The 25,472-nt window shown below is 44.7% G+C and carries 24 protein-coding genes; 20 read left to right on the plus strand and 4 right to left on the minus strand.

Annotated elements, in window-relative coordinates:
- Window position 1 precedes the first annotated feature (1 nt).
- From F8C67_RS00930 to F8C67_RS00985, 12 genes are all read left to right on the plus strand, one after another.
- Window positions 2–877, plus strand: a complete 876-nt coding sequence (locus tag F8C67_RS00930) for an N-acetylneuraminate synthase family protein (protein WP_151665908.1) — start codon at window positions 2–4, stop codon at window positions 875–877.
- Window position 878: 1 nt separating this feature from the next.
- On the plus strand, window positions 879–1,697 hold the full coding sequence (locus F8C67_RS00935) for a sulfotransferase domain-containing protein (RefSeq protein ID WP_151665909.1): 819 nt from the start codon (window positions 879–881) through the stop codon (window positions 1,695–1,697).
- Window positions 1,698–1,724: 27 nt separating this feature from the next.
- Entirely contained in the window at window positions 1,725–2,900 is a 1,176-nt protein-coding gene (locus tag F8C67_RS00940) for an acylneuraminate cytidylyltransferase (protein ID WP_151665910.1), read from the plus strand.
- Window positions 2,897–4,024: a hypothetical protein gene (locus F8C67_RS00945; protein WP_151665911.1), complete on the plus strand. Its 1,128-nt coding sequence runs from the start codon at window positions 2,897–2,899 to the stop codon at window positions 4,022–4,024. The genes F8C67_RS00940 and F8C67_RS00945 overlap by 4 nt, the downstream gene beginning before the upstream one ends.
- Window positions 4,024–4,902 carry a hypothetical protein gene (locus F8C67_RS00950; protein ID WP_151665912.1) on the plus strand — a complete coding sequence of 293 codons (879 nt, stop codon included), beginning with the start codon at window positions 4,024–4,026 and terminating at the stop codon, window positions 4,900–4,902. Before F8C67_RS00945 ends, F8C67_RS00950 begins: the two co-directional genes overlap by 1 nt.
- The gene (locus F8C67_RS00955; RefSeq protein WP_151665913.1) at window positions 4,899–6,020 is read left to right on the plus strand and encodes a hypothetical protein; all 1,122 of its coding nucleotides are present in this window, start codon (window positions 4,899–4,901) and stop codon (window positions 6,018–6,020) included. The genes F8C67_RS00950 and F8C67_RS00955 overlap by 4 nt, the downstream gene beginning before the upstream one ends.
- A complete protein-coding gene (locus F8C67_RS00960) occupies window positions 6,013–7,098 on the plus strand; it encodes a glycosyltransferase (RefSeq protein ID WP_151665914.1) in 1,086 nt (361 codons plus the stop codon). The genes F8C67_RS00955 and F8C67_RS00960 overlap by 8 nt, the downstream gene beginning before the upstream one ends.
- A gap of 139 nt (window positions 7,099–7,237) precedes the next feature.
- On the plus strand, window positions 7,238–8,407 hold the full coding sequence (locus tag F8C67_RS00965; protein WP_151666476.1) for a glycosyltransferase family 4 protein: 1,170 nt from the start codon (window positions 7,238–7,240) through the stop codon (window positions 8,405–8,407).
- Entirely contained in the window at window positions 8,385–8,993 is a 609-nt protein-coding gene (locus F8C67_RS00970) for a sugar transferase (RefSeq protein ID WP_151665915.1), read from the plus strand. Before F8C67_RS00965 ends, F8C67_RS00970 begins: the two co-directional genes overlap by 23 nt.
- Before the next feature lie 6 nt (window positions 8,994–8,999).
- Complete coding sequence (locus F8C67_RS00975) at window positions 9,000–9,653, plus strand: acetyltransferase (RefSeq protein ID WP_151665916.1); 654 nt, start codon at window positions 9,000–9,002, stop codon at window positions 9,651–9,653.
- Complete coding sequence (locus F8C67_RS00980) at window positions 9,640–10,794, plus strand: DegT/DnrJ/EryC1/StrS family aminotransferase (protein ID WP_151665917.1); 1,155 nt, start codon at window positions 9,640–9,642, stop codon at window positions 10,792–10,794. Before F8C67_RS00975 ends, F8C67_RS00980 begins: the two co-directional genes overlap by 14 nt.
- An 86-nt stretch (window positions 10,795–10,880) precedes the next feature.
- Window positions 10,881–11,900 (plus strand): SDR family oxidoreductase, encoded by a 1,020-nt coding sequence (locus F8C67_RS00985; RefSeq protein WP_151665918.1) that lies wholly within the window; start codon window positions 10,881–10,883, stop codon window positions 11,898–11,900.
- Between the two features lie 42 nt (window positions 11,901–11,942).
- Here the strand turns inward: F8C67_RS00985 and F8C67_RS00990 are convergent, their stop codons facing one another.
- Window positions 11,943–13,394, minus strand: coding sequence for a hypothetical protein (locus F8C67_RS00990; RefSeq protein ID WP_151665919.1), 1,452 nt, complete (start codon window positions 13,392–13,394; stop codon window positions 11,943–11,945).
- Between the two features lie 10 nt (window positions 13,395–13,404).
- The gene (gene lhgO / locus F8C67_RS00995) at window positions 13,405–14,652 is read right to left on the minus strand and encodes an L-2-hydroxyglutarate oxidase (protein ID WP_223277492.1); all 1,248 of its coding nucleotides are present in this window, start codon (window positions 14,650–14,652) and stop codon (window positions 13,405–13,407) included.
- A gap of 75 nt (window positions 14,653–14,727) precedes the next feature.
- Here lhgO and F8C67_RS01000 point away from each other — a divergent pair, with 75 nt between their 5' ends.
- From F8C67_RS01000 to F8C67_RS01010, 3 genes are all read left to right on the plus strand, one after another.
- Window positions 14,728–15,663, plus strand: coding sequence for an NYN domain-containing protein (locus F8C67_RS01000; protein ID WP_151665920.1), 936 nt, complete (start codon window positions 14,728–14,730; stop codon window positions 15,661–15,663).
- Window positions 15,664–15,766: 103 nt separating this feature from the next.
- On the plus strand, window positions 15,767–17,698 hold the full coding sequence (locus F8C67_RS01005; RefSeq protein ID WP_151665921.1) for a polysaccharide biosynthesis protein: 1,932 nt from the start codon (window positions 15,767–15,769) through the stop codon (window positions 17,696–17,698).
- 5 nt (window positions 17,699–17,703) lie between these two features.
- Window positions 17,704–18,933 carry a lipopolysaccharide biosynthesis protein gene (locus F8C67_RS01010; protein WP_151665922.1) on the plus strand — a complete coding sequence of 410 codons (1,230 nt, stop codon included), beginning with the start codon at window positions 17,704–17,706 and terminating at the stop codon, window positions 18,931–18,933.
- Here F8C67_RS01010 and F8C67_RS01015 read toward each other — a convergent pair.
- Window positions 18,930–19,901 (minus strand): NAD-dependent epimerase/dehydratase family protein, encoded by a 972-nt coding sequence (locus F8C67_RS01015; RefSeq protein WP_151665923.1) that lies wholly within the window; start codon window positions 19,899–19,901, stop codon window positions 18,930–18,932. The genes F8C67_RS01010 and F8C67_RS01015 overlap by 4 nt on opposite strands.
- 74 nt (window positions 19,902–19,975) lie before the next feature.
- Between F8C67_RS01015 and F8C67_RS01020 the strand changes: the two genes are divergently transcribed.
- The 5 genes from F8C67_RS01020 to F8C67_RS01040 all read left to right on the plus strand — a co-directional run bounded on the left by F8C67_RS01020 (window position 19,976) and on the right by F8C67_RS01040 (window position 25,047).
- The gene (locus F8C67_RS01020) at window positions 19,976–21,160 is read left to right on the plus strand and encodes a glycosyltransferase family 4 protein (RefSeq protein WP_151665924.1); all 1,185 of its coding nucleotides are present in this window, start codon (window positions 19,976–19,978) and stop codon (window positions 21,158–21,160) included.
- A complete protein-coding gene (locus tag F8C67_RS01025) occupies window positions 21,157–22,254 on the plus strand; it encodes a glycosyltransferase (RefSeq protein WP_151665925.1) in 1,098 nt (365 codons plus the stop codon). Before F8C67_RS01020 ends, F8C67_RS01025 begins: the two co-directional genes overlap by 4 nt.
- 96 nt (window positions 22,255–22,350) lie before the next feature.
- Window positions 22,351–22,881 carry an acyltransferase gene (locus F8C67_RS01030; RefSeq protein ID WP_151665926.1) on the plus strand — a complete coding sequence of 177 codons (531 nt, stop codon included), beginning with the start codon at window positions 22,351–22,353 and terminating at the stop codon, window positions 22,879–22,881.
- Between the two features lies 1 nt (window position 22,882).
- Window positions 22,883–24,022, plus strand: coding sequence for a glycosyltransferase family 4 protein (locus F8C67_RS01035; RefSeq protein WP_151665927.1), 1,140 nt, complete (start codon window positions 22,883–22,885; stop codon window positions 24,020–24,022).
- Window positions 24,019–25,047: an MraY family glycosyltransferase gene (locus F8C67_RS01040; RefSeq protein WP_151665928.1), complete on the plus strand. Its 1,029-nt coding sequence runs from the start codon at window positions 24,019–24,021 to the stop codon at window positions 25,045–25,047. Before F8C67_RS01035 ends, F8C67_RS01040 begins: the two co-directional genes overlap by 4 nt.
- 18 nt (window positions 25,048–25,065) lie before the next feature.
- Here the strand turns inward: F8C67_RS01040 and F8C67_RS01045 are convergent, their stop codons facing one another.
- Window positions 25,066–25,467, minus strand: a complete 402-nt coding sequence (locus tag F8C67_RS01045; RefSeq protein ID WP_151665929.1) for a response regulator — start codon at window positions 25,465–25,467, stop codon at window positions 25,066–25,068.
- Window positions 25,468–25,472 lie beyond the last annotated feature (5 nt).

A 25,472-nucleotide genomic window follows, 5' to 3' on the forward strand; every position in this document is an offset into this window, starting at 1 on the left:
GATGGATTCTAAAAAAGCACCTGTAGTTATTGCAGAAATTGGATGCAATCACATGGGCTCAATGGAGCTTGCAAAAGAGCTCGTAACTGTAGCGGCTACCTTCTGTAAGGCCGATATCGTGAAGTTTCAGAAGAGAAATTCTAAGGAGCTTCTCACAGAAGAACAATACAACGCACCACACCCGAACCCGATTAACTCATTCGGTGACACGTACGGTGCACACAGAGAATTCCTTGAATTCGACAAAGAGCAGCACAGAGAGCTTATGCAATTTTGTGATGATATGAATATCGAATACAGTACTTCTGTATGGGATGTTACTTCAGCACGTGAAATGATTGAGCTCAACCCAAGAATGCTAAAGGTTCCTTCTGCATGTAACAACAACTTCGAGCTTCTCGGTGTGTTGGCAGACGAGTACGAAGGGGAAGTTCACCTTTCATTCGGTATGACTACTCACGAAGAAGAACAACAAGTTGTCGATTTCTTCAAGGAGAAGGGTAGAGCGAAGGATTTGGTGATCTACAGCTGTACTTCTGGGTACCCAGTGCCATTTGAAGATATCTGTCTTCTCGAAATTTCTCGTTTGAAAGAAGCTTTCGAAAAGGATGTGAAGGCTATTGGTTTCTCTGGACACCACCTCGGAATCGCTGCTGACATTGCTGCTATCACCTTGGGTGCTGAGTATGTTGAGCGTCACTACACGCTAGACAGAACCTGGAAGGGAACAGATCACTCTGCTTCACTCGAACCAGATGGCATGAGAAAGCTTACTCGTGACGTGAAGAATGTGTTCAAGGCTCTAACTTACAAGAGCAAGGAAATTCTTCCTATCGAGCAAGTTCAGAGAGACAAGTTGAAGTGGAGAGAACAATAGGATGATTAAGAAGATTGTCAAAAAAGCAAAGAGTGTCCTCCTGAAGTCTACTTCAGAGCAGGTATTCTTTGTTTCCTATCCTAAGACAGGAGGGACTTGGCTTAAGTTCCTCCTGAATAGATTCTTCGTCCTTCATTTCGACCTCGGAGAGGAGAACTACTCAGTCGATTTAGAGAAGATCCGAATGCTATCATCGCTCGTTCCAGAAGTAGTGTGGACGCATGAGGATGCCTATCTAATCAAGGAATCAGGAACGGTGAACCCAACCCCTGAGGCTATGCTCAATCGCAAGGCGCCGATTGCTCCCTACGACAAGTGTATCTTCTTGGTTCGAGATCCACGTGATGTTGTTGTCTCTTATTACCATCAGGTTAATAAGCGATCTAAAACGACATTCTTTTCTGGCTCAATTGATGATTTTGTTCTCGACCCGGTGTACGGAATCGAACGCGTTCTCAGCTATTATAAGCTTTACGAACAAACGCATCATCTCTATCCAAATTTCTGTTTGGTGCAGTACGAAGATTTGCTTGTGGAGACTCAAAGAGAGCTGACTCGCGTGCTTGAGTTTATAGGTATTCGCCACTTCAACGAAGCGCACTTAGAAAGAGTGGTTTCAGAGGGGCAGGCCGATAACATGAGAAAGTTGGAGAAGTCTAAAGCTGTCAGTGGGATGAATTCATTCGGAAGCGACAGAGATAGCCTTAAAGTGAGAAAGGCAAAGACTGGATCTTTCAAAGAAGAACTTCTTCCTGAAACAGTTGAAAAAATGAATGAAATCATCGAGAAGTACGGCCATCCATTTGGATATGGTAAGTAAATGATGATTTAGAATTAGAGTATACCGATGGAAGATTTGGGTAATTGTGTTGCCATTATCCCAGTTCGGGGGGGCAGTAAAGGCATTCCAGGAAAGAACATTAAATTGATGGCTGGAAGGCCACTCATCTATTATTCGCTACGAGCTGCGCTTGAAACGGATTCCATAGATGTAGTTGCTGTGGCTACAGACAGCGAAGAAATAGCTTCTGTCTGCAAAGCACTCTTTCCCAATTCTGCAAAGTTGATGATCTATAACAGATCTGAGGAATCCGCTACGGATACCGCAAGTACTGAATCCGTTATGCTCGAGTTTGCCGGAAAATATGAGTTTAATCAACTCATTCTGATCCAAGCGACTTCTCCTTTGGTTACCAGTAATGATCTTCAGTCGGCATGCACCAAGTTTAATGGTGGAGATTTCGGAGGCTTGCTATCCGTAGTTGAGCAATCGCGATTTTATTGGACGGAAGATGACAACGGCCATGGCAACCCCGTGAATTACGATCCACAAAACCGTCCGCGAAGACAAGATTTCAGGCCGGGTTTCGTCGAGAATGGTAGTTTCTACATCACCACAAAGGAATCGCTGCTTCAGTCAAAGTGTCGAATTTCTCACCCTTACGCGCTTTATCCAATGAGGGTAGAAACGTATTGGGAAATCGATGATATGGATGATTGGAGAATCATAGAGTCAATTATCCGCAGTGAGAAACTCAATTCTCCAACAGAGCATCTGAGTAACATCAAGTTGCTCGTAATGGACTTTGACGGAGTTTTTACGGACAACAAGGTGATCGTCTTTCAGGATGGAACGGAAGCTGTTATCTGCGATAGAGGAGATGGAATGGGGTTAAGTACTGTCAAGAAGCTAGGTCTACCTCTCTTGGTTCTATCCAAGGAACGAAACAATGTGCTCGAGTCCAGATGCAAAAAGCTTGGGATTGAGTGTGTTTATAAGTTGGACGATAAGCTGACCTTTCTGAAGAATCGCTGCGAAGAGATGTCGATTTCACTCGATGAAGTTGCATATGTAGGAAATGATATTAACGATATCCCGTGTCTCGAAGCCGTGGGATTAGGCATTGCGGTGGCGGACAGTCATCCCAAAGCTATTGCAGCGGCAGATCACATCACTGAAGCCAATGGCGGCAACGGAGCACTTAGAGAGATATGTGACTTACTTGAACCTCACCTTAAATGAAGCTCAAGGGAATTAAGCGCTCCAACTTAGTGCTCTTTGACCCGTTTAGAAGTGAGGTTCTAAAGGACCTACTTCTTCAAGATGCGGAGTACTTCGAGCTAAACACTCGCTTTTCCGAAAGTGAATCAAGTTTATATGTGTCGCCTAAGAGTTGGGTGTCTTTTATATGGACGTTACTCTTTAAGACAAGCTCTGTTCCCGGCTTTTCATTGAAGCACAGGGTACTCTTAGCGTATTACTCCAGTATTTTGTCGGCTAGTGGTGCGTCACGAGTTGTTTCACTTTACGGGGCCACGAACAGGTTTTTTGCAGCCTTGTCTAAACTCCATCCGCGGGTGAAGTTTGATGCTTTCGTGACCTATCAACTTCACGATCGCTTCCTAGAAGATATCAAAAGCAGTGAAGCACATTTTTATGTGATGGGGGAATTCGACAAAAGTCAATTGCTCAAAGTAGGAATCGCTGAGGCCAAGGTAAGTGTCATCGGCTCCATTCACTTCAATGCTTTCACCAGAAGTAGCTATTTCCAAAAGTCTGCAAAGCAGAAATATGACTTGGTCTTGATAAGTCAGTATCAGCACTTTTGGGAAGAAAACACCTGCACAGATATCCGAAGAGTGGCGGAAAGAATATTCACCCAGATGGTGGATTACCTCAATACCTATCTATCTTCTCATGAGGGCCTTAAGCTGGCCGTAGCACTTCGTCCACAGCCAACCCCTGAGGCTACAGAGCTTGAAAAAGAGTATTTCAAAGCTCACTTAAACGGTTCATACTCTATTGAATACGTTTCTAATGTTCCAGGAGAATTCACGTCGTATCAAACAATAATGAATTCTACTGCTGTTGTGAGCCATTATTCCACAATTGCTTTCGAAGCGTTGGCCGTACATAAACCAGTAGTATTCTGTCAGTTCTACGATTATTCCGCCAAATTCAGAATACCAAGTGATTTACCGTTCGTCATTCGAGAACCAAATTATGCACAATTCGAGTCAGCCATATCTTCGGTATTGTCGCCAAAGATGAATGGTGAATTCGACTTTGATGCTCTCTCAAGAAGATACAATTCATTGCCTGGTGATGAAGGAATGGATGAACTAGCCAAAAAACTCTCTAGATAATGTACAGATTAAAGGTTCTCTTGCATCGAGTGCTAGACATCTTTCCAGGACTATATGCACGCGTCCTATACAACGGTAAGAAGAGAACGAATGCGTCTATTCTCGAGGAGCTAAAGGCATCTCAAATTGCTGAAGATGTACTTTCATTAAAAACTCTTCCAATGAAAGGAGATACTTGCTTCATCTTGGGGTCAGGAGCAAGTGTGAACGATTTGGACAAGAGTGAATGGGAGATGATTTCCTCTAATTTCTCAATCGGATTCAACTTTTCCTTTCTGATGGAGCACGTGCCAGATTTATACTTCATCGAGCTGGCTAAAGACGATAGGGGGTTAGCCTCTAAACTTATAGAACGCAAGGAAACTTATCAAAACGTCCCTGTCGCAATTAAAGGTTTGATATCCTCATCTAAACTCGACTGGGCCAAGGATAAAATCAAAACATTGACTCGAGAGGTGGGCGCCAAAGTTATTATGGAATCAGCCCTACCTTCCACCAGCGAAGCCGCATTGAGAAAGGGGCTTCATCAATTATATAACCGCGGTAAGGTTGAACGTGACATGGATGTGCTCGTTCAAAGCAAGGCATCCATTTCCATGATGATTGATATCGCAGCCAGACTAGGGTACAGGAAGGTTGTGTTGTTAGGTATTGACTTGCAAGGACCGTACTTTTACGAAGAAACTAATGAGGATGTAGAAACGGGCCAAGAATCCGGTACACTTCTCATTCAAAGGGAATCTGCCTCAGAGATGAGCATTGCCCAAATATTAAAGATTCAATCTGAATTCCTTCAAGAAAATAAGGGAGTTACAGTGTATGCTGGGTCTGTGAAATCATTGCTCAGAGAGTTCATGCCTATATTTTCGTTTGAATGATAAAGCTGTCAAAAGCTGTTGTATGGCTCTATTTTATGTTTGTCGCTCTCGTAGTTGGCAAACAGCTTCCTTTGGGGATAAGTGAGATTGTCTTTAACAGAGGGACGCAGATAATTGGACTCCTTCTATTCGTAGGATTGATGCGTTACAATAGGCTGCTTGGGTTCTTGTCCAAGCGAGCCGTTCGCAACATCAATCTAGGCGTCTTTTTCGCATTCTTAGGTTCGCTTCTGGCAGGGGTATTCAAGGGGCAAACGTTGAACTTTCTTGTGATATTCAACGTCTTAGGCTTCATTGGGTTTGGAATCTACACAGCATATTTCTTTAGGAGGAAAGTATTCTTCAAGCGTCTCTTTTATATCCTATCCTTTTACTTTGTCATTCTCATCGTAAATGGAGTGAGCATCAAGGTTTGGCTGAACGGTAGTTACAATCACATTTCCGTAGTGACCTTGTTCCTTGTATCGATGTATTATATCGAGAAAGACCGCTCAAAGGATGACAAATCCATTGGATTAGTTCCAGCTGGGTTGACCGTCGTGTTCTGTCTTGTATCCACAGGACGTTCGGCAATTCTGTCTTCTGGGCTCTTGCTCGCCCTTGCTTATTTGCACGACTACATTTCTCCAAAACGTGGTGCTCGAGCGGTAGTCATCATTGCCATTGCTCTCTATCTAATCAATGCATACTTGCTTGATGTAATTCTTGATTATTCCGAAAAGTTCCAGGAGCAAGGCTTCACGGAAGAAGGTCGACTTATTGTCTTTAGCCAGTTTCTTACAGATATTGGAGAATGGCGGTCGTTGTTCTTTGGGGTTAACTATAACAGGCTTTATGAAGAACAGAATCTAACCATTCACAACTCCTACTTGTCAATGCATTCGAGATTCGGGATCGTTGCCATCGTGTTTTTCGTGATGACGGCTAAACTAATTCGACGTTCATATAAGTACTACAAACTTGGATTGGTATTACTGCTTCCCATTTTACTTCGATCCTTCACAGACACCATCTTAATCTCCGACGGATTCTTAATGGGGTCACTTTATTTCGCCATCTTCTTTATAACGAATAAGAAGAGAAACGAAGCACAGCAAATAGATTTCGCTCATGCGTAAATTCCTGTTTGTATTGCCATCAGATGATATGGGGGGGGCAGAGGGAGTTCAGCAGTCTCTCGCAAAACACCTCATCAAGGAAGGTCATGATGTGCGTGTTTTAATTCTTACTCGAGCAAGAACAAATGCTTGGAGTTCTTTCGGAGAGCGAATCTCCTATCTCAATACCGGTAGCGTTTACGTGGGACTGCTACTTCTTCTCACGTATCGTTTTGGCGGAACATTCGACCTTGTTTTCTCAAGTCAGGTATATGTGAACGGGGCCCTTGGCTTACTCCGAAAGTTGGGCGTACTCAAAACCAAGTACTTAATCCTCAGGGAGTCAACCTCCGTTTTTCTGCGATATCCAAAGGGACTCAAGCGTATGAGTTTTACCACCTTCTACAAGCTAGGGTATAGGAATTCAGATTTGGTCATTCATCAATCTAAACGGATGCTCACTCAATTGAAGGATTCATTACCAGAGCTGAGCAACCTCAATCATCAGGTTATCCCAAATCCTATTGATTTAGTTGAGGTTCGTGAATTGGCAGATCACCCCGCAGACCTTCCTAACTTCCAATTCATACTTGGTGTTGGCCGCCTCATTCACGCTAAAGGGTACGATATAGCCATCAAGGCATTTGCAACCTTGACGAAAACGCATCCTGATTTGCATTACGTTATTCTCGGAGACGGCAACTTGAAAGAGGAATTGATGGAATTAGGAGAATCCTTAGGTATTGCCGAGCGTCTTCACTTTCTAGGTCACGTTGCCAATCCATTCCCTTACATGAAAGCCGCCCGATTGTGTGTCATGTCTTCGCGAATTGAAGGGTATCCAAACGTTCTTCTTCAAATGTTGGCCTTGAACCCGCATGTGATGTCTACAAACTGTGCAGGTGGCGTTGATGAATTGCCCTTGCACGGGGTAGCTCCTACCGATGATGTTGATGGATTGCTAAATCAAATGAATCAGGCCCTCCTCGGTCCACCCCTTAATGCAGAAGAAGTTGAAAGAGAGCTTCAATCGAGAGGACCTGGCAAGTTCATGGAGCAGATTATGGAGTACTTGACCGTAAGTCCAGAGGGTAAATGATTGCGATTTCCGAATTGCCACCCTACATCGCTTGTTGATACTTACCAATTGACCTAATATTGTACTGCTGAACGGTGGCTCTCAGAATCCCCAAATGGAGCATCTGGTAATGAGCACTACGAAAGGAAATACAATTTTCATGGACAAACCTATACTTGTTAGAATTACCACCATTCCAATTTCATTTATAGGATTGTTGCGTGGACAACTCAAGTTCATGGGGGAGTTCTTTCAGGTGCATGCCGTTTCATCAAAGGATAAAGAGCTTGAACGCGTAGCTAATGAGGAATTGGCGACCGTTCATGGAGTGGATATGAAACGGGAACCGGCTCCAATAAACGACTTGAAATCTCTTTTCGCGATGAGAGGGGTTCTCAAGAGGATTCAACCGCACATTGTTCATACGCACACGCCAAAAGCCGGACTTATCGGTATGGCAGCATCCTATTTTCTTCGCACACCTATTCGACTACACACCGTAGCCGGAATTCCTTGGATGGAGTCTACTGGTGCGAAGAGAAAAGTGTTGAAGTTCGTTGAAAAATTGACTTACAGCCTCGCAACGCACGTGTATTCTAATTCACACGAAATGCGCGCATTTATCCTCGATAATAAGCTGGCTAAACCAGAAAAAGTAAGTGTGATTGCCAATGGAAGTAGCAATGGAATTGATGTGAGTCGATTCGATCGACTTCCCGAGGTTATGAAAGCGAGTGCAGAACTGAGCGAGAAATATAAGCTAGAGGGATACCGTGTCATAGTCTTCGTAGGACGGCTTGTGAAGGACAAAGGAATCGAGGAATTGCTGGAGTCTTACCTCAAGCTTGTGGAGCATCATAAAATCAAGTTACTATTGGTAGGGTCGTACGAGTTTGATCGTGACCCACTGTCGGATTGGGCCATGGATTTGATTCAGAATGATTCCAACATCCTCACTAGCGGCTTTGTGAATGACGTAAGGCCGTACATGGCTGTCAGCGAGTTCCTCGCATTTCCATCCTATCGCGAAGGCTTTCCGAATGTGCCTATGCAGGCAGGGGCGATGGGTTTGCCCTCGATTGTATCTAATATCAATGGATGCAATGAAATTATTGAACATGAAAAGAATGGATTAATCATTCCTGCTAAAAGTGCGGATGCGCTACATGATTCAATGCAACTTTTATTGCAAAATGATGAGCTATTACGAGACATGGCATCAAATTCAAGACCTATGATTGAGGATAGATATGATCAAAAGGTAATTTGGAATGGGCTGCTCGCTGAGTATCGAAAACATCTAAAGAATGCAGGCATACCTACTGTTTAAGCGGTTCTGTGATTTTGTCGTAGCTACAATCGTACTGCTACTTGCATCACCTTTTCTGATTTTGATAATCGGAGCCTTGTATGTTTTGAATGACGGGAAGCCGTTTTTCACCCAAAGCAGGCCGGGCAAGAATGGGGTGGTTTTTAAGTTGATTAAGCTTAAGACAATGCGAGACACGGTAGATGCAAATGGCGATTTATTGCCCGATCATGAGCGGGTCACCAGATTAGGAAGCATAATTCGCAGTCTATCGCTAGATGAGTTACCGCAGTTGATTAATGTAATCAAGGGCGAGATGAGCCTTGTAGGACCACGCCCCTTACTTGTACGATACTTAGAATTGTACAGCCCTGAACAGAGTAGAAGACACGAAGTTCGTCCGGGTATCACGGGATGGGCTCAAGTGAATGGCAGAAATGCCCTTTCTTGGACCAAGAAATTTGAATTGGATGTGTATTATGTGGATAACATCGGGTTTCTACTAGATTTGAAAATTCTGCTACTCACCATTGTGAAGGTTCTCAACCGAAAGGGTGTTAATAGTGACGCCACAACCACTATGGCTCCATTCACAGGAAAAGAATAATTGATTATGAAAGACATTGCAATTTTTGGTGCAGGAGGATTCGGACGAGAGGTTGCTCTATTGATTGATGACATCAACCAAAAGTCTGATACCTTCAATTTCATTGGCTATTTTGATGATGGCGTTGAAAAAGGCACGCTTGTAAATGGTCATCCTGTATTGGGGGGAATGGCAGAACTCAATTCCCACGAGGGTAATGTCGGACTTGTTCTAGCCATTGGGGACTGCAAGACAAAGAAGATAATCCATGAAAAGATTACCAATTCGAACGTATCATACCCAACGCTCATTCATCCGTCCGCCATATTGAGAGGAGAATTCGAAAACAAAATTGGCGAAGGTTCAATCGTGTGCGCTGGCTGTATAATTACAGTGAATACAGTTATTGGAAACCACGTCATTCTCAATTTGAGCTGCACCGTTGGGCATGATGCTACAATTGGAGATTATTCATCTTTCATGCCTTCAACAAATATCTCTGGAGAGGTAAATGTAGGCAGTGGCGTATTTGTGGGTACGGGAACCAAAATCATTAACCTTGTTGATATAGGCGACAACACCTTAATCGGAGCGGGGTCTGTCGTAACCAAGACTATCCCGAGCAATTGCACGGCTGTAGGCATTCCAGCAAAACCAATAAAATTCCATGAGCAAAACTAAAATCTGGCTTTCAGCTCCCCACATGGGCGGAGAAGAACAGTCTTTCATAGCTGAGGCGTTTGACACAAATTGGATTGCACCCTTGGGTCCCAATGTTACAGGCTTCGAGGAAGATTTACAATCATACAACGGGGTGGGTCATGCTGCAGCATTGTCGTCCGGTACAGCTGCATTGCATTTAGGGCTAAAGCTACTTGGTGTTGGAAGAGGTGACCTAGTTTTGGTTCAATCCTTTACTTTCTGCGCTTCCGCGCATCCTGTGATGTATTCTGAGGCTACGCCCGTATTTATCGACTCTGAACCGGATACATGGAATATGTGTCCAGTTAATCTCAGAAAAGCCATTGAAGCCATTCAGAATAGAGGAGAACTTCACAAAGTGAAAGCCATCCTACCAGTACACTTATATGGTATGCCGGCTAAGCTAAATGAACTGAAAGCTATCTCTGAAGAATACTCGATTCCAATCCTTGAAGATGCGGCAGAATCGCTCGGTTCAACGTACAACGGTAAATACACGGGAACGTTCGGAGAGCTTGGAGTTTACTCGTTCAACGGGAACAAGATTATAACAACGAGTGGAGGAGGAGCACTCGTTTCGAATAATGAAGCGCATATCGCAAAGGCTCGATATTTGGCCACCCAAGCTAGAGAACCCGCACCACATTATGAACATGTTGAGGTAGGATACAACTACAGATTATCCAATATTCTGGCTGGTATCGGGCGAGGGCAAATGAAAGTGCTCAACGAACGAATTAAACAACGTCGCTCTGTGTTTTCTAAATATGTGACTTACTTTGAGAACCTCACTGATAAAGGCTACTCCATAGAGTTTCAGGTAGAACCAGCAGGGGTGTTTGCCAACCGCTGGTTGTCTGCAATCCTAATTGACCCTGCTAAAAACAAGGGCATAGATAGGGAGACCCTAAGACTCGCTTTTGAACAAGAGAATATCGAGGCGAGACCCCTGTGGAAGCCGATGCATTTGCAGCCTGTTTATTCAAATTCTGAGTTTTTTGGCGATCGTGTAGCAGAAGATCTCTTTGCACATGGTTTGTGCTTGCCGTCTTGTTCGAGCATGACGGATTCTGATTGGGATCGCATCGTTGCTGTCCTAGATCAAGTTTTTGAGGGATAAGTCAAATTAGAATTCCGAAAATTCCCGAACTCGTAGGCGGTAGCTCCTCATGGTGTTTATCTTTGCGAACCTAACATCAAGAACCTATGTACAACAACCTGCTTTTCAACCATGCTTATCACAACGATTCTGATCGTATTGAAGATTTATCCTTCTTAGTTACGGGTGGAGCAGGCTTTGTAGGATCTAATATTGCCGAGTACTTGTTGCGAGCCGGAGCCAAGAAAGTTCGGGTTCTTGATAACCTATCCAATGGTTATTACTCAAACATCGAGAAGTTCTTGGAACTGCCAAACTTCGAGTTTGTCGAGGGAGATATTAGAGATATCGAAACTTGTAAAAAGGCCCTCGAAGGAATTGATTACTTAAGCCATCAAGCTGCACTTGGCTCAGTGCCGAGGTCAGTGTCTGATCCTGCTACTTCCAATGAGGTGAATATTGGCGGACACTTAAATATGATGATTGCCGCAAAGGAATCATCTACCCTCAAACGAATGGTGTATGCTGCTAGCTCTTCCAGTTTTGGAGATAGTACCAAACTTCCTAAAGTAGAAGGAGAAGAAGGAAAGCCATTGTCTCCTTATGCCGTTACCAAATGGGTTAACGAACTCTACGCAGATGTATTCAGTAAGGTTTACGGCTTTCATTGCATCGGTTTGAGATACTTCAATATTTTCGGACCTAAGCAGAATCCACTCAATCCATATGCAGCGGTCATACCATTATTTATGAAGAGTGCCGTTGCTGGCGAGTCTCCAAGAATCAATGGCGATGGAACGTATTCCCGAGATTTCACGTTTATCGAAAACGCCGTTCAAGCCAATGTAAGGGCGCTGTTGCATACCCCAGATTTGGCAAATCACGAGGTTTGCAACATTGCGGTTGGAGATAGAACTACCGTTCTTGATTTGTGGACGGCAGTTCGCAATGCCGCTGAGGTAGATATTGATCCTGATTTTGGACCAGTTCGACCTGGAGATGTGCCACATAGTCTCGCATCTATTGAAAAGGCTCAAAACCTCTTCGGATACGATCCAAAGTTTAGGATAGACGAGGGGATAGAAATCACTTTCGAGTGGTTTAAAGAGGCTTATAAGAGTTTCTAAGTTGAATCTCAGAGGCTAAAGAACTCCTATCCAGACGTTTAACTATTCATTTCGGAGCTTCCAGAAGAACATTCTTGACGCTTCATTGTAAGACAACTCTGCATTTTCTCGGTCGGGAGAATATGTCGTACACGGAAAGTCTCCGTCAAAGCACTGGAAATCATTAGCCGGTTTATGGTATTGAAATGAACCGTCCGCGCTCTCCATTTCTAACGTTTCAATCCTCCAATTTGAACTAGGAACTAACCAGCGAATATTCTTGTACCCGCTAAAGTCCAGAAAGTGGGATACACGTTCATCATTGATCCAAGTGGGATAGTGGGGTAAGATGGCAATCATGCCTATAAATAGTGCGAACATTGCATGTTTGTAGCTGTGGATATTTGGTATGCTGTTTCCACTAACTTTAAGTAACGTCAGCAGCACTAGAGGCAAAATGAATCTTGCCTGCGGTATGAAAACTAGCGCTACGATACCTGTCAAAAGAAGCGCAATGAAATCATAGCGAGCAAGATTCTTGCGGTTCACCAAAACAATCGCAAGGTATCCAGCAATGACAGCGGCATCTAGATACCTCCAACGCATTCCGGAGATGATGTAGCTTCCCCTGTTACCTGATACATCCCCGCTGGTGGCCTCCGATAGTATTTCAAGGTCCGACATCTGTATATGCCAGGGAACCTCCATGATTCCTAGAAGTGGTAACCATCCGCTTACCCAAAAGATCTTCATTGCGCAGAATATGCCGCCCGCTGTGATGATCAAAGCGCATTTGTATTGATTCTTGAGGAGGAAGAGAATTAGCCATAATAACGAGACAGGGACGAATGCCAGCTTTATTACTGGCAGAACGGCAGCACCTATGGCCAATGTGCTATTCGCGATCCGCTGGTTTCCGTTGGCTGATAGAGCTATGATCAGCGCAATCCCCAATAAATCTGGTGAAGATGTCTGTGCGAATTGCACGAGAATGGCATATATGATGAACAAGGCAATCAGGCGAGGAATCTTATGGTCCCAAGAACTAGCGCTCCTAACAATCAAAAGTGTGGATACTAACGGAACGAGTACATCATAGCCAGTAATGGTGATTGAGGTGAGCATCGCCTCCATACTATGCGCACCAGAAGCTTGGATAAGATACAGATCGAAATTAGCCAAGCCCAGAGGTATGCCTTCAATAAACCACCTTACTGTCTGGTTGTAGTACCTTCCAGCGTCTAGAAACCGTGTGGGCATGGTCGCCACCAAAAGGAACGGAAGGGCCATGAACAACTGAACGATAAATTCTCTCCCTGTCGCCCAAGAGCCTCGAACGATGCGCACGATGAAGAATGCTGAGAGCATTACCCCGGAAAGAATCGGACCAACACCAAACCCAAATCCCAAAATCTGACTTGTCACAACGAGCGCAAGCCAGAATAGGATCTCATGATTCAAGTCGGAAAACCGACGAATACTCAAAATCGAGAATGCGAAAAGCAATGCTATCATAGAAGCATAATCAGGGTTGTCCTTTTAATCTCTTCATGATCTCATCCCCAATCGCCAAACTTGCCGTCGCTGCTGGGCTAGGTGCGTTCAAGACGTGTATGGCAGCATTTCCCTTTTCAATTACAAAATCGTCAACCAGCTTACCATCAGGTGACAACGCCTGGGCGCGGACACCCGCTCGCGCTGGGACGATATCAGAATCTGTCAAGCTCGGTATCAGTTTTTGAAGGGCTTGTAAAAATTTGGCTTTCGAAAAAGCACGTTCGTACTCTCCCAAACCGTAGCGCCAGTGTGTTTTGAATAGTTTCCACGTACCACCAAAGCTCAAAGCAGATAACGTGTCCTTTAAATCAAATGAAGTTCTACCATATCCTTCACGCTTAAATGAGAAAACGGCATTAGGCCCGCATTCGACCCCACCCGCTATCATTCTAGTAAAGTGAACCCCAAGAAATGGAAACTCTGGATTGGGCACAGGATAAATGAGATGCTTCACCTTGTGCTCTCCCGATGGAGTCAAGTCGTAATAGTCACCTCTAAATGGAACGATTCGCATGCATGGACTTAGTCCATCCAATTTGGCAAGTCTATCCGCTTCCAATCCTCCACATGCAACTACCTGGTTCGCGGTGAATGTCTTATCTGTCGTTTTCACCACAGAGATATCCCTAGCGTCCTTTCTGATGCGAATAACCCGCTGATTTTTTAGGACTTCACTGTTGGGGTTCATTTGCGTGATAAGCTCACCAAGCTTGTTGGTAAAGGCGACGTAATCTATGATTCCCGTCTGCGGAACTCGAATCGCCTTTAGTCCATTTACAAAGGGTTCTATCTCTTTGATTTCATCCGGACCAATGACTTTCAATCCACTTAGTCCATTCTCTTTTCCTCTTGCTAATATTCTATCGATCTGTGGGAGTTCCTCTTCACTTGTGGCCACAATCAACTTACCGCAAAGGTCATGTGGTATGTCGTACTTCTTAGCGAACTCCACGATTTGAGCGTAACCGTCGAAACACGTGCTAGCCTTCAATGAACCTGGCTTGTAGTATATCCCACTATGAATCACGCCACTATTTCTACCCGTTTGATGCTGGGCGAGCTTGCGCTCCTTCTCGAGTACAACAACTGTCTTGTTCGGGTTAGCCATTTGCCACTTATAGGCTGTTGCAAGGCCAACCACCCCACCACCAATCACAATAAGGTCAAAATGCTGCATGCCGATTAATTGATTCACTTCCTCAAAAATAGCCTTCATTCACTCTCTGAGAAAGAAACAATGTCCTTTTGAACGAGTTAACTTTGTATCATTCCACAAAGAACATAAGTTACCATGTCCAAATTAACTCGTATTGGGGTCTTCTACGACGGCAATTACTTTACACACGTAAGCAATTATTACAACTATGTGCACAGCCGGAAGAGCAGACTCAGCATAGGCGGACTTCACGAGTTTTTCAAAGGACGTATAGCCCTGTCCGAATCGTCGGAATTCGAGTTGTGCAAGATTGTAGACGCTCATTTCTTTAAAGGCCGACTCACAGCTGGTGAGGCCAATGAGAAGGGCAATCAGCTTTATTTCGACCGGGTGTTTGAAGATGTGTTGGCTTACGAAGGGGTAACCTCACACTACTCTCCGATTCGAGGGAATGTTAATACCAGGACGGCCGACAAAGGGTTAAACCTCATGCTTGCGCTGGAAGCATACGAGATAGCACTTCAAAAAAAGTTGGATGTCCTAGTTCTCGTGGGCGCCGATGGTGATTACGTTCCTCTCGTAAAGAAGTTACATACGCTGGGGACGAGAGTAGTGCTAGTCAGCTGGGATTTCGAGTTCACGAATGACGAAGGTAAAACACTCACCACTCGCACAGCTCAGGACCTTATAAAGGAGTCGGCATATCCGTTGGCAATGCACGACTTAGTGGAGGAGGGGATAGAAGATAATGACTCTATGGTTCAAGGTATCTTCGTTTTGCCACCCGTTGAAGAGCGAGAAACTCCGAAGAAAAGTGAAGCACGTACGTATGAATCAACCTCCGTGGAGAATTCGGATGCACTACCTGGTGAATCACATGAAGGAAACATCCTCAGTTTGAAGACTGGCTATGGTTTCATAGAGTTTGAGCCCAATAACTTGTTCTTCCATCACAGTAACTTGAACAATGTCGATTTCAACGATTTGTTTGAGGGTGATAGAGTAAGCTTTACAGTAGAAGAAAATGAAAAAGGTGAGCTCGTTGCAAAAGGAGTTGAACTGATGGAATAGGTCGTTCTCCCATCTGAAGAAATCCGGTTAGTGGGTTGATTCGTACATAATTCCAAAGGCACTAGAAGAAATTATGTACATTTGGAACGACCAAATAACCGACATGCTAAGGAAACTCCTCAGTAATTACAGCGACCGGTTCCTCTCGCGATGGGTCGTACTCGCTTTCGATATTTTCATGGTGGCCGTGGCTTTCGTAGTAGCTACTATGTTGCGCCACAATTTCGATTTTACAGCAATGGGTGAGCAGGATATCCCTGCCCAAACCATCATTGCGGCGATGGCTTATTTCATCGGTTTCCTTCTCACACAGAGTTATTCAGGTATCATCCGACACACAGGTGTGAACGATGCTGTGCGCTTAGTTGAAGGCGCCATGATTGCCAGTGGTGGTATTCTTTTTATCACCGCATACTTCTCTTACTTTCACTCTGACTATTCCGGTGTATTTAACTTCTCACGAAGTGTAATCATCATTCAATTCCTTCTCGTACTATTCTTCCTGATCGGAAGCCGATTCTTTATCAAAGGTATCTACCTTACCGCCATTAAGCGCGCCCGTATGACCAATAGAAATATTGTCATTTTCGGAGCCGGTGCTTCAGGTATGATTACGCGTAACGCACTATTATCTGACCCTATCAGCAATGTGAATGTGGTTGCCTTCATGGATGAGAACCCAAGCAAGGTGAAGAAGTCGCTTGAAGGAATTCCTGTACTACACCCCGATAAGGTGCTGAAAGTGAAGTTTATCGAGCAACGCGACATCAGCGAAATCGTTATCTCGATTCAAGGTCTATCTAAAGTTAAGCTACGTGAAATTTCGGATAGAGCGGTAAAGCTTGGACTTCAAGTAAAAATTGTTCCACCTGCTGAAAAGTGGATCAACGGAGAGCTTTCTGCACGCCAGCTTCGTCAGGTTCGTATTGAAGACCTGCTCGAACGAGAGCCTATTCAACTGGACAACACGAATATCGAACGTGAAATTCGCAATAGAGTAGTTCTCGTAACAGGAGCCGCTGGGTCCATCGGTGCTGAAATCGCACGTCAGATTTTGTACTATGGTCCGAAGCAAGTCATTTATCTTGATCAGGCTGAATCTGCGTTGTATGAACTCGAGTTCGATATCAAGACCAATTACTCAGAATCATTCGCGAAATGTGAGTTCATTGTTGGGAATGTGAAGGATTTCATGAGAATGGAAGCCCTCTTTAAGAAGTACACCCCAGAAGTTGTATTCCACGCCGCAGCCTATAAACACGTACCTCTCATGGAGGATAACCCATACGAGGCGTTAATGGTTAACGTGTTTGGTACTAAGATTATGGCTGACCTCTCATGCGAGTTTGGAGTAAACAAGTTCGTGATGGTCAGTACCGATAAGGCCGTGAACCCAACGAACGTAATGGGTTCTAGCAAGCGTATCGCCGAAATTTATACCCAAGCGCTCGCCAATAGCGGAAACTGTAAAACACAGTTTGTAACAACTCGCTTTGGAAACGTACTAGGTTCGAACGGATCGGTTATTCCAATCTTTAGAAAGCAGATTGAGCACGGTGGCCCAATTACAGTAACCCACAAGGATATCACACGCTATTTCATGACGATACCCGAGGCTTGTAATCTCGTTCTCGAGGCAGGCGCAATGGGTGAAGGGGGAGAGATCTTCGTCTTCGATATGGGTGAAAGTGTGAAGATTTACGACCTCGCTAAGAAGATGGTGGCCCTATCCGGACTCCGCCTTGGTAGAGATATTGAAATCGTTGAAACTGGGCTTCGTCCAGGCGAGAAGCTCTACGAGGAACTTCTTGCTACAAACGAGAATACACTTGGCACGCACCACGCAAAGATCTTGAAAGCCCGCGTTAGAAAGCACGATTACAACAACGTGGTTGCCCAACTCGATTCACTTTCAGAAGCCTTGGTTGATGCCAATCCAATGGAACTCGTTAGCATCATGAAATCTATGGTACCCGAGTTCAAATCAAACAATTCGGTTTACGAAAGTTTGGATGCTAATCTTGGCGATAAGTAGTCAAAATGTCTGATACCTCCTCACCGAAGTCAGGCCTACGTTCCAATTTCTTTTTTGCCCTACTAGGAAATACGGGATATGTCGTTTTCCAGTACCTCACCTTGGCAGTATTTGTCAAATTCTATTCAGATGCCGAGGTAGGGATATACCACTATTCAAATGCATTCGTCATTCCGCTAACCCTAGCATTCGACCTTCAGTTGAGGAGTTTGTTTGTAACAGGTTCAGAAACAGGTAATTTTGAATCATATTGGAGTTATCGAAGGTACTTGAACGCGATATCCATTGCCGTTGTGGCCATAGCCGCCTATCTCGTGAAATCGGAGTTGTTTTGGTTCATTATGGCTCTTGGATTTCTCAAGGTAATTGAGAACCAAACGAATCTGGTTTATGGACTGTATCACAGGACAGAAGGCTTGAAGAAAGTGGCTATCTCACGGTGGTTAAGATCTGGATTGAGCTTTGCAGCGGTCATAGTCACTGTTCTCCTTTTCGAGCCTGAGTTCTTCCATCTGATAATCGTTTATGTAACTACAGGCGTCCTTGTCTTTTTGTTGTTTGATTACAGATGGTCGCTTCCCTTGCGTAAAAAGCTTGAACGCGTCCCCCTGAGCTACAAAGAACTGATTGTACTGACCATTCCGATGTTCTTCATCGCCATTCTAGAGAAGTACTACATCAACTACCCCCGACTCATGGTGGAGGAGTACTTTGGATTGGAAGTGATTGGAGTAGTGGGTACACTTTTCTATTTGAGAATGATGGGAAGCCAAGTCATTGTTGCACTCTCAACCTCTTTTCAGGGCAGGTATGGCGAACTATTGAAACAGAATCGCAGGTCAGATGTAGTTGTGCTGGTATTTAAAGGAGTTGTAGGGGGGCTTGGTATTGGCCTAGTCTTGATGGGCTTTTTCGCGCTCACCGGTCGTTGGGTTTTGCCAATTCTATTCAGCGATCAATATTCCGAGTATGTTGACCTACTTCTCTGGATACTTGCGGGAAGTACACTTTCTTTCGGGTATACTTTCTTTGGTGGCGGAATGAACGCACTCAGGAATCATCGATTTAAGATCCCATCTCAAGCTTTGGCTTTCGCGGTGTTGTTTCTCACGATTTACTTCCGACATGAAAGCGTGGTGGAAGTGCTTCAAGCGGTAGTGCTTTCTGAAGCTGTCCTGTTCGTAGGCTATCTCTTTTCCTTTCTAAAAGGAGCGAAAAGAGATGCTGCGGTTTAACCTCCGTAATACGACTTGTGCCATTCAACAAAACGGGCAATTCCAGTCTCTAATGAAGTGCTTGGCTTGAATTCAGTATAGCTCTCCAACTTCGTTGTATCGGCATAAGTTACCTTCACATCTCCCTGTTGCGCAGGTAGGTACTCCTTGTTTAACTCGATGTCGTAGCTTTTCTCAATCAGACCAATAAAGTCCATGAGATTTACTGGAGAACCGTTGCCAATGTTCATTATCTGATGTCCGCCCTCCGCAATTCTCTTCTCATTGTCCATTATGCGGACGACATTCTCTACGATATCATCGATGTACGTGAAATCCCTTTTTTGATCCCCATTGTTAAAGACCTTGATTCCCTCGCCCTTCATGGCCGCATTCGCGAAAAGGATAGGAGCCATGTCAGGACGCCCCCATGGTCCATACACCGTGAAAAACCTAAGGGCTGTAGTCACCATCCCATAAAGATTGGAGTAGGCTGCTGCCATCAATTCGTTACTGCGTTTGGTGGCGGCGTAAAAGCTCACTGGGTTGTCACAAGCTTCATCTTCATTAAACGGTTGCTTAGAATCCATACCGTACACGGATGAACTACTTGCGTAAATGAAGTGCTTCGGCTTATGCTCTTTGGCCAAATCAAGAATGGAGAAGAAGCCATCCATGTTAGAGTGCATATAGGCTTGTGGATTCTCTATGCTATAGCGCACGCCTGCTTGGGCAGCAAGGTGGATGACAAAATCAAATCGATGCTTCTCGAAAATCTTTCGAAGCGTAATCCGATCGGCTAAATCGACTTGCAAAAATTCGTATTGCCCCTGAGAAGTATCAAGAGCCTTGTTTCTATCGAACTTCAACTGTGGGTCGTAGTAAGAATTCAAGCTGTCAATCGCCACCACATGGTGACCTTGGTTGAGGAGCTTTTGTGTTACATGATGACCGATAAATCCGGCTGAACCGGTTACAAGAATTGACATTCGATGGAATATTTGAAAACAAATGTATCGAATAGCTAGAATTCAACTTTAACCGAATCCGCTATCTTCGCGGAATGCCAGATAAAAAGCTTCTTCTCGTCACCGATCACGTATACTTCGAATACAAAGGAGAGTACTTCGATAACTTTGGTTTCACGTACGATTTCTTCACGTCCTACTTGCAGGTGTTTGACCACGTCGACGTGCTCTGCCGCATGGTAAGTGTAGAATCGGCTAAAGGTTTGGTCAAGTCTTCGGGCGAAGGAGTGAGTTTTCACGGCACACCAGACATTCATGGAATGAGGTGGTTCCTCGATTCAAAGAAGTATTTCAAGAAGCACATCGAGCTGATTAAATCCACCGATGCGATTTGTTACCGTATTCCCGCAACAGCCGCATGGAATGTTCACGTGTTGAATCAAGGTCTGGAAGCGCCGAAACCGCATATGTTCGAATTTATAGGAGATCCGATGGATGCGCTGTTTTCGGTGACGGATAGCGCAGCAAAACGATTCACAATGACACAAGTGGGCAAGGTTCACATGCGTCGTATGAAGGCCATCAGCGATTCAGCCGTTTCAGGAAGTTATGTGAGTCAATACCACTTACAAAAGAAGTTTCCTCCACCTGCGGGGGTTGAAACAGAGGCGATATCCTCTATTAGATTGAATGAAGAATACCTGAGATCGGAACCCAAGCCACATCGCGTAGGGTCGAAGCTCAAGATTATCCAGGTGGCCAGCTTTGTTCGCCAAAAGAACCAAACCTATTTGATTGATATTCTTCGAGAGCTCGGAAATAGAGGAATAGAGGCCGAAGTTCACTTTGTCGGCACGGGACCTCTGCAAGCGGATGCCAAGGCTCATGCTCGGGAAAAAGGCGTTTTTGACGACATCATTTTCCACAATCAAATAACGGGCTTTGACAATGTGGTGAAGCTCCTTGATGGCTGTGATATCTTTTGCTTGCCGTCTTATTCAGAAGGCGTCCCGCGCTCGATGATTGAAGCCATGGCTCGCGGCCTAGTATGCGTTGGGACTGATATTGGGGGCATCGATGAACTGATTGAAGACGAGTTCAGATTCCCCATTGGCAAGCCAAAAGCTGCTGCGGATGTCATAGCTCGACTCATTCCCATGAAAGAGGATTGGCCAACTATTGGTGAGAGAAACACCAAAAAGGCTGCAGAATTTGGTCAATCGATTCTTGTGCCCCGGAGAAAGAAAGTGTACCAACAATTGCGAAAGCATACAGAATGAGCGAGAAACCGAACATCGTTCACATCATAAGTCGCCTCAATACAGGAGGAATTGAGCGTGTGGCTATGTTGTCCATGCAACGTAACAAAAACCGTTTTGGGCAAATGTATTTTTGGCTTGTTGGGGACACCATTGGGGAAGTATCCATGGTACAACAAGCGAAATCCGTCGGAATAGTTGTTCATCATCACCCTAAGTCTATCAATGGGTTTAAGGCATTTCGAGTATTCTTACGTCGTGAAAATATTGATATAGTACACTCACATATTGGATACCCATCGGGTGTATATTTAAGAATTGCTCAAAAGGTAGGTGTCAAATGTCGCCTCGCCAGTTGGCACAATATGCAGCACCTGCCGTCCAATCCCTTAAAGAAGAGGATGGTCCTTCATCTCCAAAAGATGATTGCTAAATATGGTACTCCAGGTTTTGCTGTATCTGATGGAGTGCGTAAGTCGTTGTCTAACACGGCACTCCGCGAGAAAACGAGTGTGGTTTACAACGGCTACAATCTTTTACCTGAAGAAAGGGTGAATATAGAAGGTCCTCTTCAACTCCTACATGTGGGCAGGTTTCATCCTCAAAAGAATCATGCATTCTTATGGGAAATTGCAAGAAGCCTAAATGTACCTTTTCATTTGCTGGCTTGTGGACGACACGATTATGTAGAATGCCTTCCAGAGGCTCAGACCTTAGAAGAGATACGCGTAAAATGGAGTGCGAATGAAGTTTCTGAAATTCTATCGCTTCCTGGTAACTGTGAGGATGTACGTTCGAGGATGTTAAACTCTGACATCCTCCTATTTCCGAGTCTGTACGAAGGTTTAGGTGGGGTGATCATTGAGGCCGCTTCACTCGGATGCATTTGTTTCGTAAGCGATATCGCGCCTCATCGTGAAATTGCACCCTACTTTGATAATGTGCATTTGTTGCCAATAAATGAGGGTGTCAAAGTGTGGACGGAAGCCATCGAATCCTTTGATCGCAAACCAATATCAATGGATCAAATTCGCAATCAACTGGCCAGGTCACCATTTACTGTCGACTACATGGACAAACGATTATTCGAGCTTTATGGAATGACCGTGCAGTAGTCTTATCTTTACCTCATATTCTAGCGAACAACCTCAATTCAAGTAGCCATCCGAACGCTTTTCATTCAAATACGTTACGTTCTGCCGCTGTGGTTTATGCAACTTATCACCGCATGGTTGCCTGATAATAAATTCACTATTCGTGTAAGAGGTCTGCTTGTTTCGCCATTCATCAAGAAAGCCGGCAAAAATTTCACGCTCGCAGGTGGAGTGACGATTAACGGACCACAAGGTCTGGAACTTGGTGACAACGTGTACTTTGCACGCGGTACTTGGCTCAATGCCAAGGCGGGAATACAAATAGGCGATAATGTATTGTTCGGGCCGAATGTCGTGATTAGCACGGCGCAGCACGTTTACAAAGACGGTGCTTTCAATACGGGACACAACATCTTTGCCCCAGTGTCTATAGGATCTGGATCTTGGCTCGCAGCCAATGTTACTGTTAAATGCGGAGTTAGAATTGGCGAAGGTTGCCTTGTGGCCAGTAACTCTAGCGTGGTAAAAGATACTCCAAAGGGGATGATAATGGCCGGTGTTCCTGCCAAACCGATTAAAGAGAATGTCGATGGCGAAGGTGACACCTACGTAGGCGTCCTTTCTCACAATTCAGATAATAACGGGTAGAATGAAGCTGATGCTCGTCATCAATAACGAGTTCTCCGCCTTTCATTTACGCGGTGCGGTTCGCCATTTTTCCGAGAAAGGATGGGATGTCCTCATTTTGTCCACCCCTGGACCCTTGGTGGACAAACTAGCTGAAGAGGAGGGAGGACGCGTTGTTCCCATACAACTCGCACGCGAAATAAATCCTTTTGCCGACCTACAGTCCCTATTTCAGCTTCTACGAATTCTGAAACGGGAAAAACCTGACGTGATTAATGTCGGATCGCCCAAGACAGGTTTTCTTTTCGCCTTGGCGAAGATTCTACGTCCAAAGTTGCCCGTAATTTTTACGCTCAGAGGCATTCGCTCGGATACGCTGACCGGATTGAAGAAGCGAGTGGTTAAGTTCACGGAGAGACTGTCGTGTACAATGGCAGACGAAGTAATTGTGATTAGTCCAAGTTTAAGAGAACACGCCGTAAGTGTTGGAATATTGAAGCAAAGCAAGGCACATGTTCTTGGGAGTGGCAGCAGCAATGGCGTGGATACCCATTCCTTTAAACTCGATGAACACAACCAAAAGCAGGGCGACGAGCTCAGAGCGAAGTTTGGTATTCACCAGAATGACTTTGTATTATCTACTGTGGGTAGGGTCACCAAGGATAAAGGGATAGAGGAAGTGTATCGTGCAGTTACAACGATTGATGATCCGAGATTGCATTGGCTGGTTGCAGGACCAGCAGAGGAAAGTGATCCAATTGATGCGGACATTCTCTCTGCCATGAAGATCAACCCAAGAATTCACTTTCTCGGACAAATGGATCCCATACAGCCTGTGTTTGCGGCATCAGACCTGCACGTTCTTTATTCATATCGAGAAGGGTTTGGCAATGTAGTATTACAGGCCTCCGCCATGGGCAAACCTGTTGTTGTGGCTGATATTCCTGGATTGAGGGATACAACGGCCGACAATCTATCTGGGCGTGTCATCGAAGGCAGGAATCCGCAAGCGCTTTCAGCGGCTATTCGAAGCTATATGGAAAGTCCCGAATTGTGTGAGCGACACGGAACCTCTGGACTAAAGCGCGTTAAAGAACAATTCGCCCAAGAGGTGATTTGGAAGGGACAAGAAGAGCTTTACCACAAAGTATCTGGGAAATGAAGACAGAATACCTCATTTATCCAGGCGTTTTTCTTCTGCTCATCCTAGTGATGCAGCTTTACATTCGATTGGCTCGCAGGTACGATATTGTTGATGAACCCGGATATCGAAGCAACCACAGCGTTACAGTTCTCAGGGGGGGAGGAATCTTATTTCCAGTTGCGATTCTCGTATTCTTTCTGATCAACGGTCCCCTTCATCCACAGTTCTTTCTAGGAACGCTCTTACTTGCCGTCGTTTCGTTTTGGGATGACTTAGGCAATGTGAAGGCCTTCCATCGATTGTTGGTTCAGTTTGTTGCGGTTGGGTTGATGATCTACGACCTCAATACAGGTGGCTATGGGTGGGCTGCCTTGTTCTTGATGTTCTTTGTGGCCGTTGGGTGGATTAATGCCTTCAACTTTATGGATGGCATCAATGGGATTACGGCCATCAATGCAGCGTTGAACTTAGGGACGCTTGTGCTTATCAATTATGATCTTCGCTTCATTGAGATGCGACTTCTCGTGTTCTTAATGCTATCCGTAATTGTATTTGGGATATACAACTTTAGAATCCGAGCCTTGGTATTCGCCGGAGATGTAGGAAGTATTACCATGGCTTATGCCACGGCTTTTGCAATGGCTGCATTAATCCTGAAGACCGGTCAGTGGCAGTATTTGCTCTTCCTGAGCGTTTACGTTGTAGATGCCGGATATTCCGTCCTACACCGCGTTTTCCATGGATTCAATCCGCTTAAACCTCATCGAACGTTTTTGTTCCACATGCTCGTAAATGAAGTGGGATGGCCGCACCTCGCTGTGAGTAGCTTGTATGCAGGTATTCAGCTGGTAATAAACCTCTTGGTGTATTACATCATCATTCCGGCCAACTACACCAATGTTTGGGGAATAGTCTTGATGGTAGTATTGTCAATCTTGTATTGGACCCTGAAATCATACCTGAGAAAAAAGGCCAAAGTGAAGGGCTCATTATGGCCTGAACAGCACGAAAAGATTTCTTTAGCTCGGAAGAAGGCTCGATAAGAAGGCTCGATAAGAAGGCTAGGTAAGAAGCTCTTTGAAACGCTCCTTTGAGATGGGCTTGATGATGTATTCACTGATGCTTTCAAGCGACTTTGCCTTGTTTATGTCATCTTCCTGTAGAGAAGAGCTCACCATGTAAATTGTGATCGTTTTTGAGAGCTTTGGTTTGAGTTTTACGAACTCTTCCATGAATTCCCATCCGTCCATATATGGCATGTTGATATCCAAGAAAATGATATCGGGAAGATTCTCTCTCAATGTCAGGTTGTCTACCAAATAGGTATAAGCCTGCTCTCCATCATCAAAAACAAGAACTCGCTTAACAACACTAGAAGCTTCGATGGACTTACTGGCGGTGTATTGATAAACTTTGTCGTCGTCTATCAGGCAAATGATTTCTTTCTTTTTTGAATCAGTCATACAGG

The sequence above is a fragment of the Phaeocystidibacter luteus genome, assembly GCF_008933115.1.
Lineage (GTDB): Bacteria > Bacteroidota > Bacteroidia > Flavobacteriales > Schleiferiaceae > Phaeocystidibacter > Phaeocystidibacter luteus.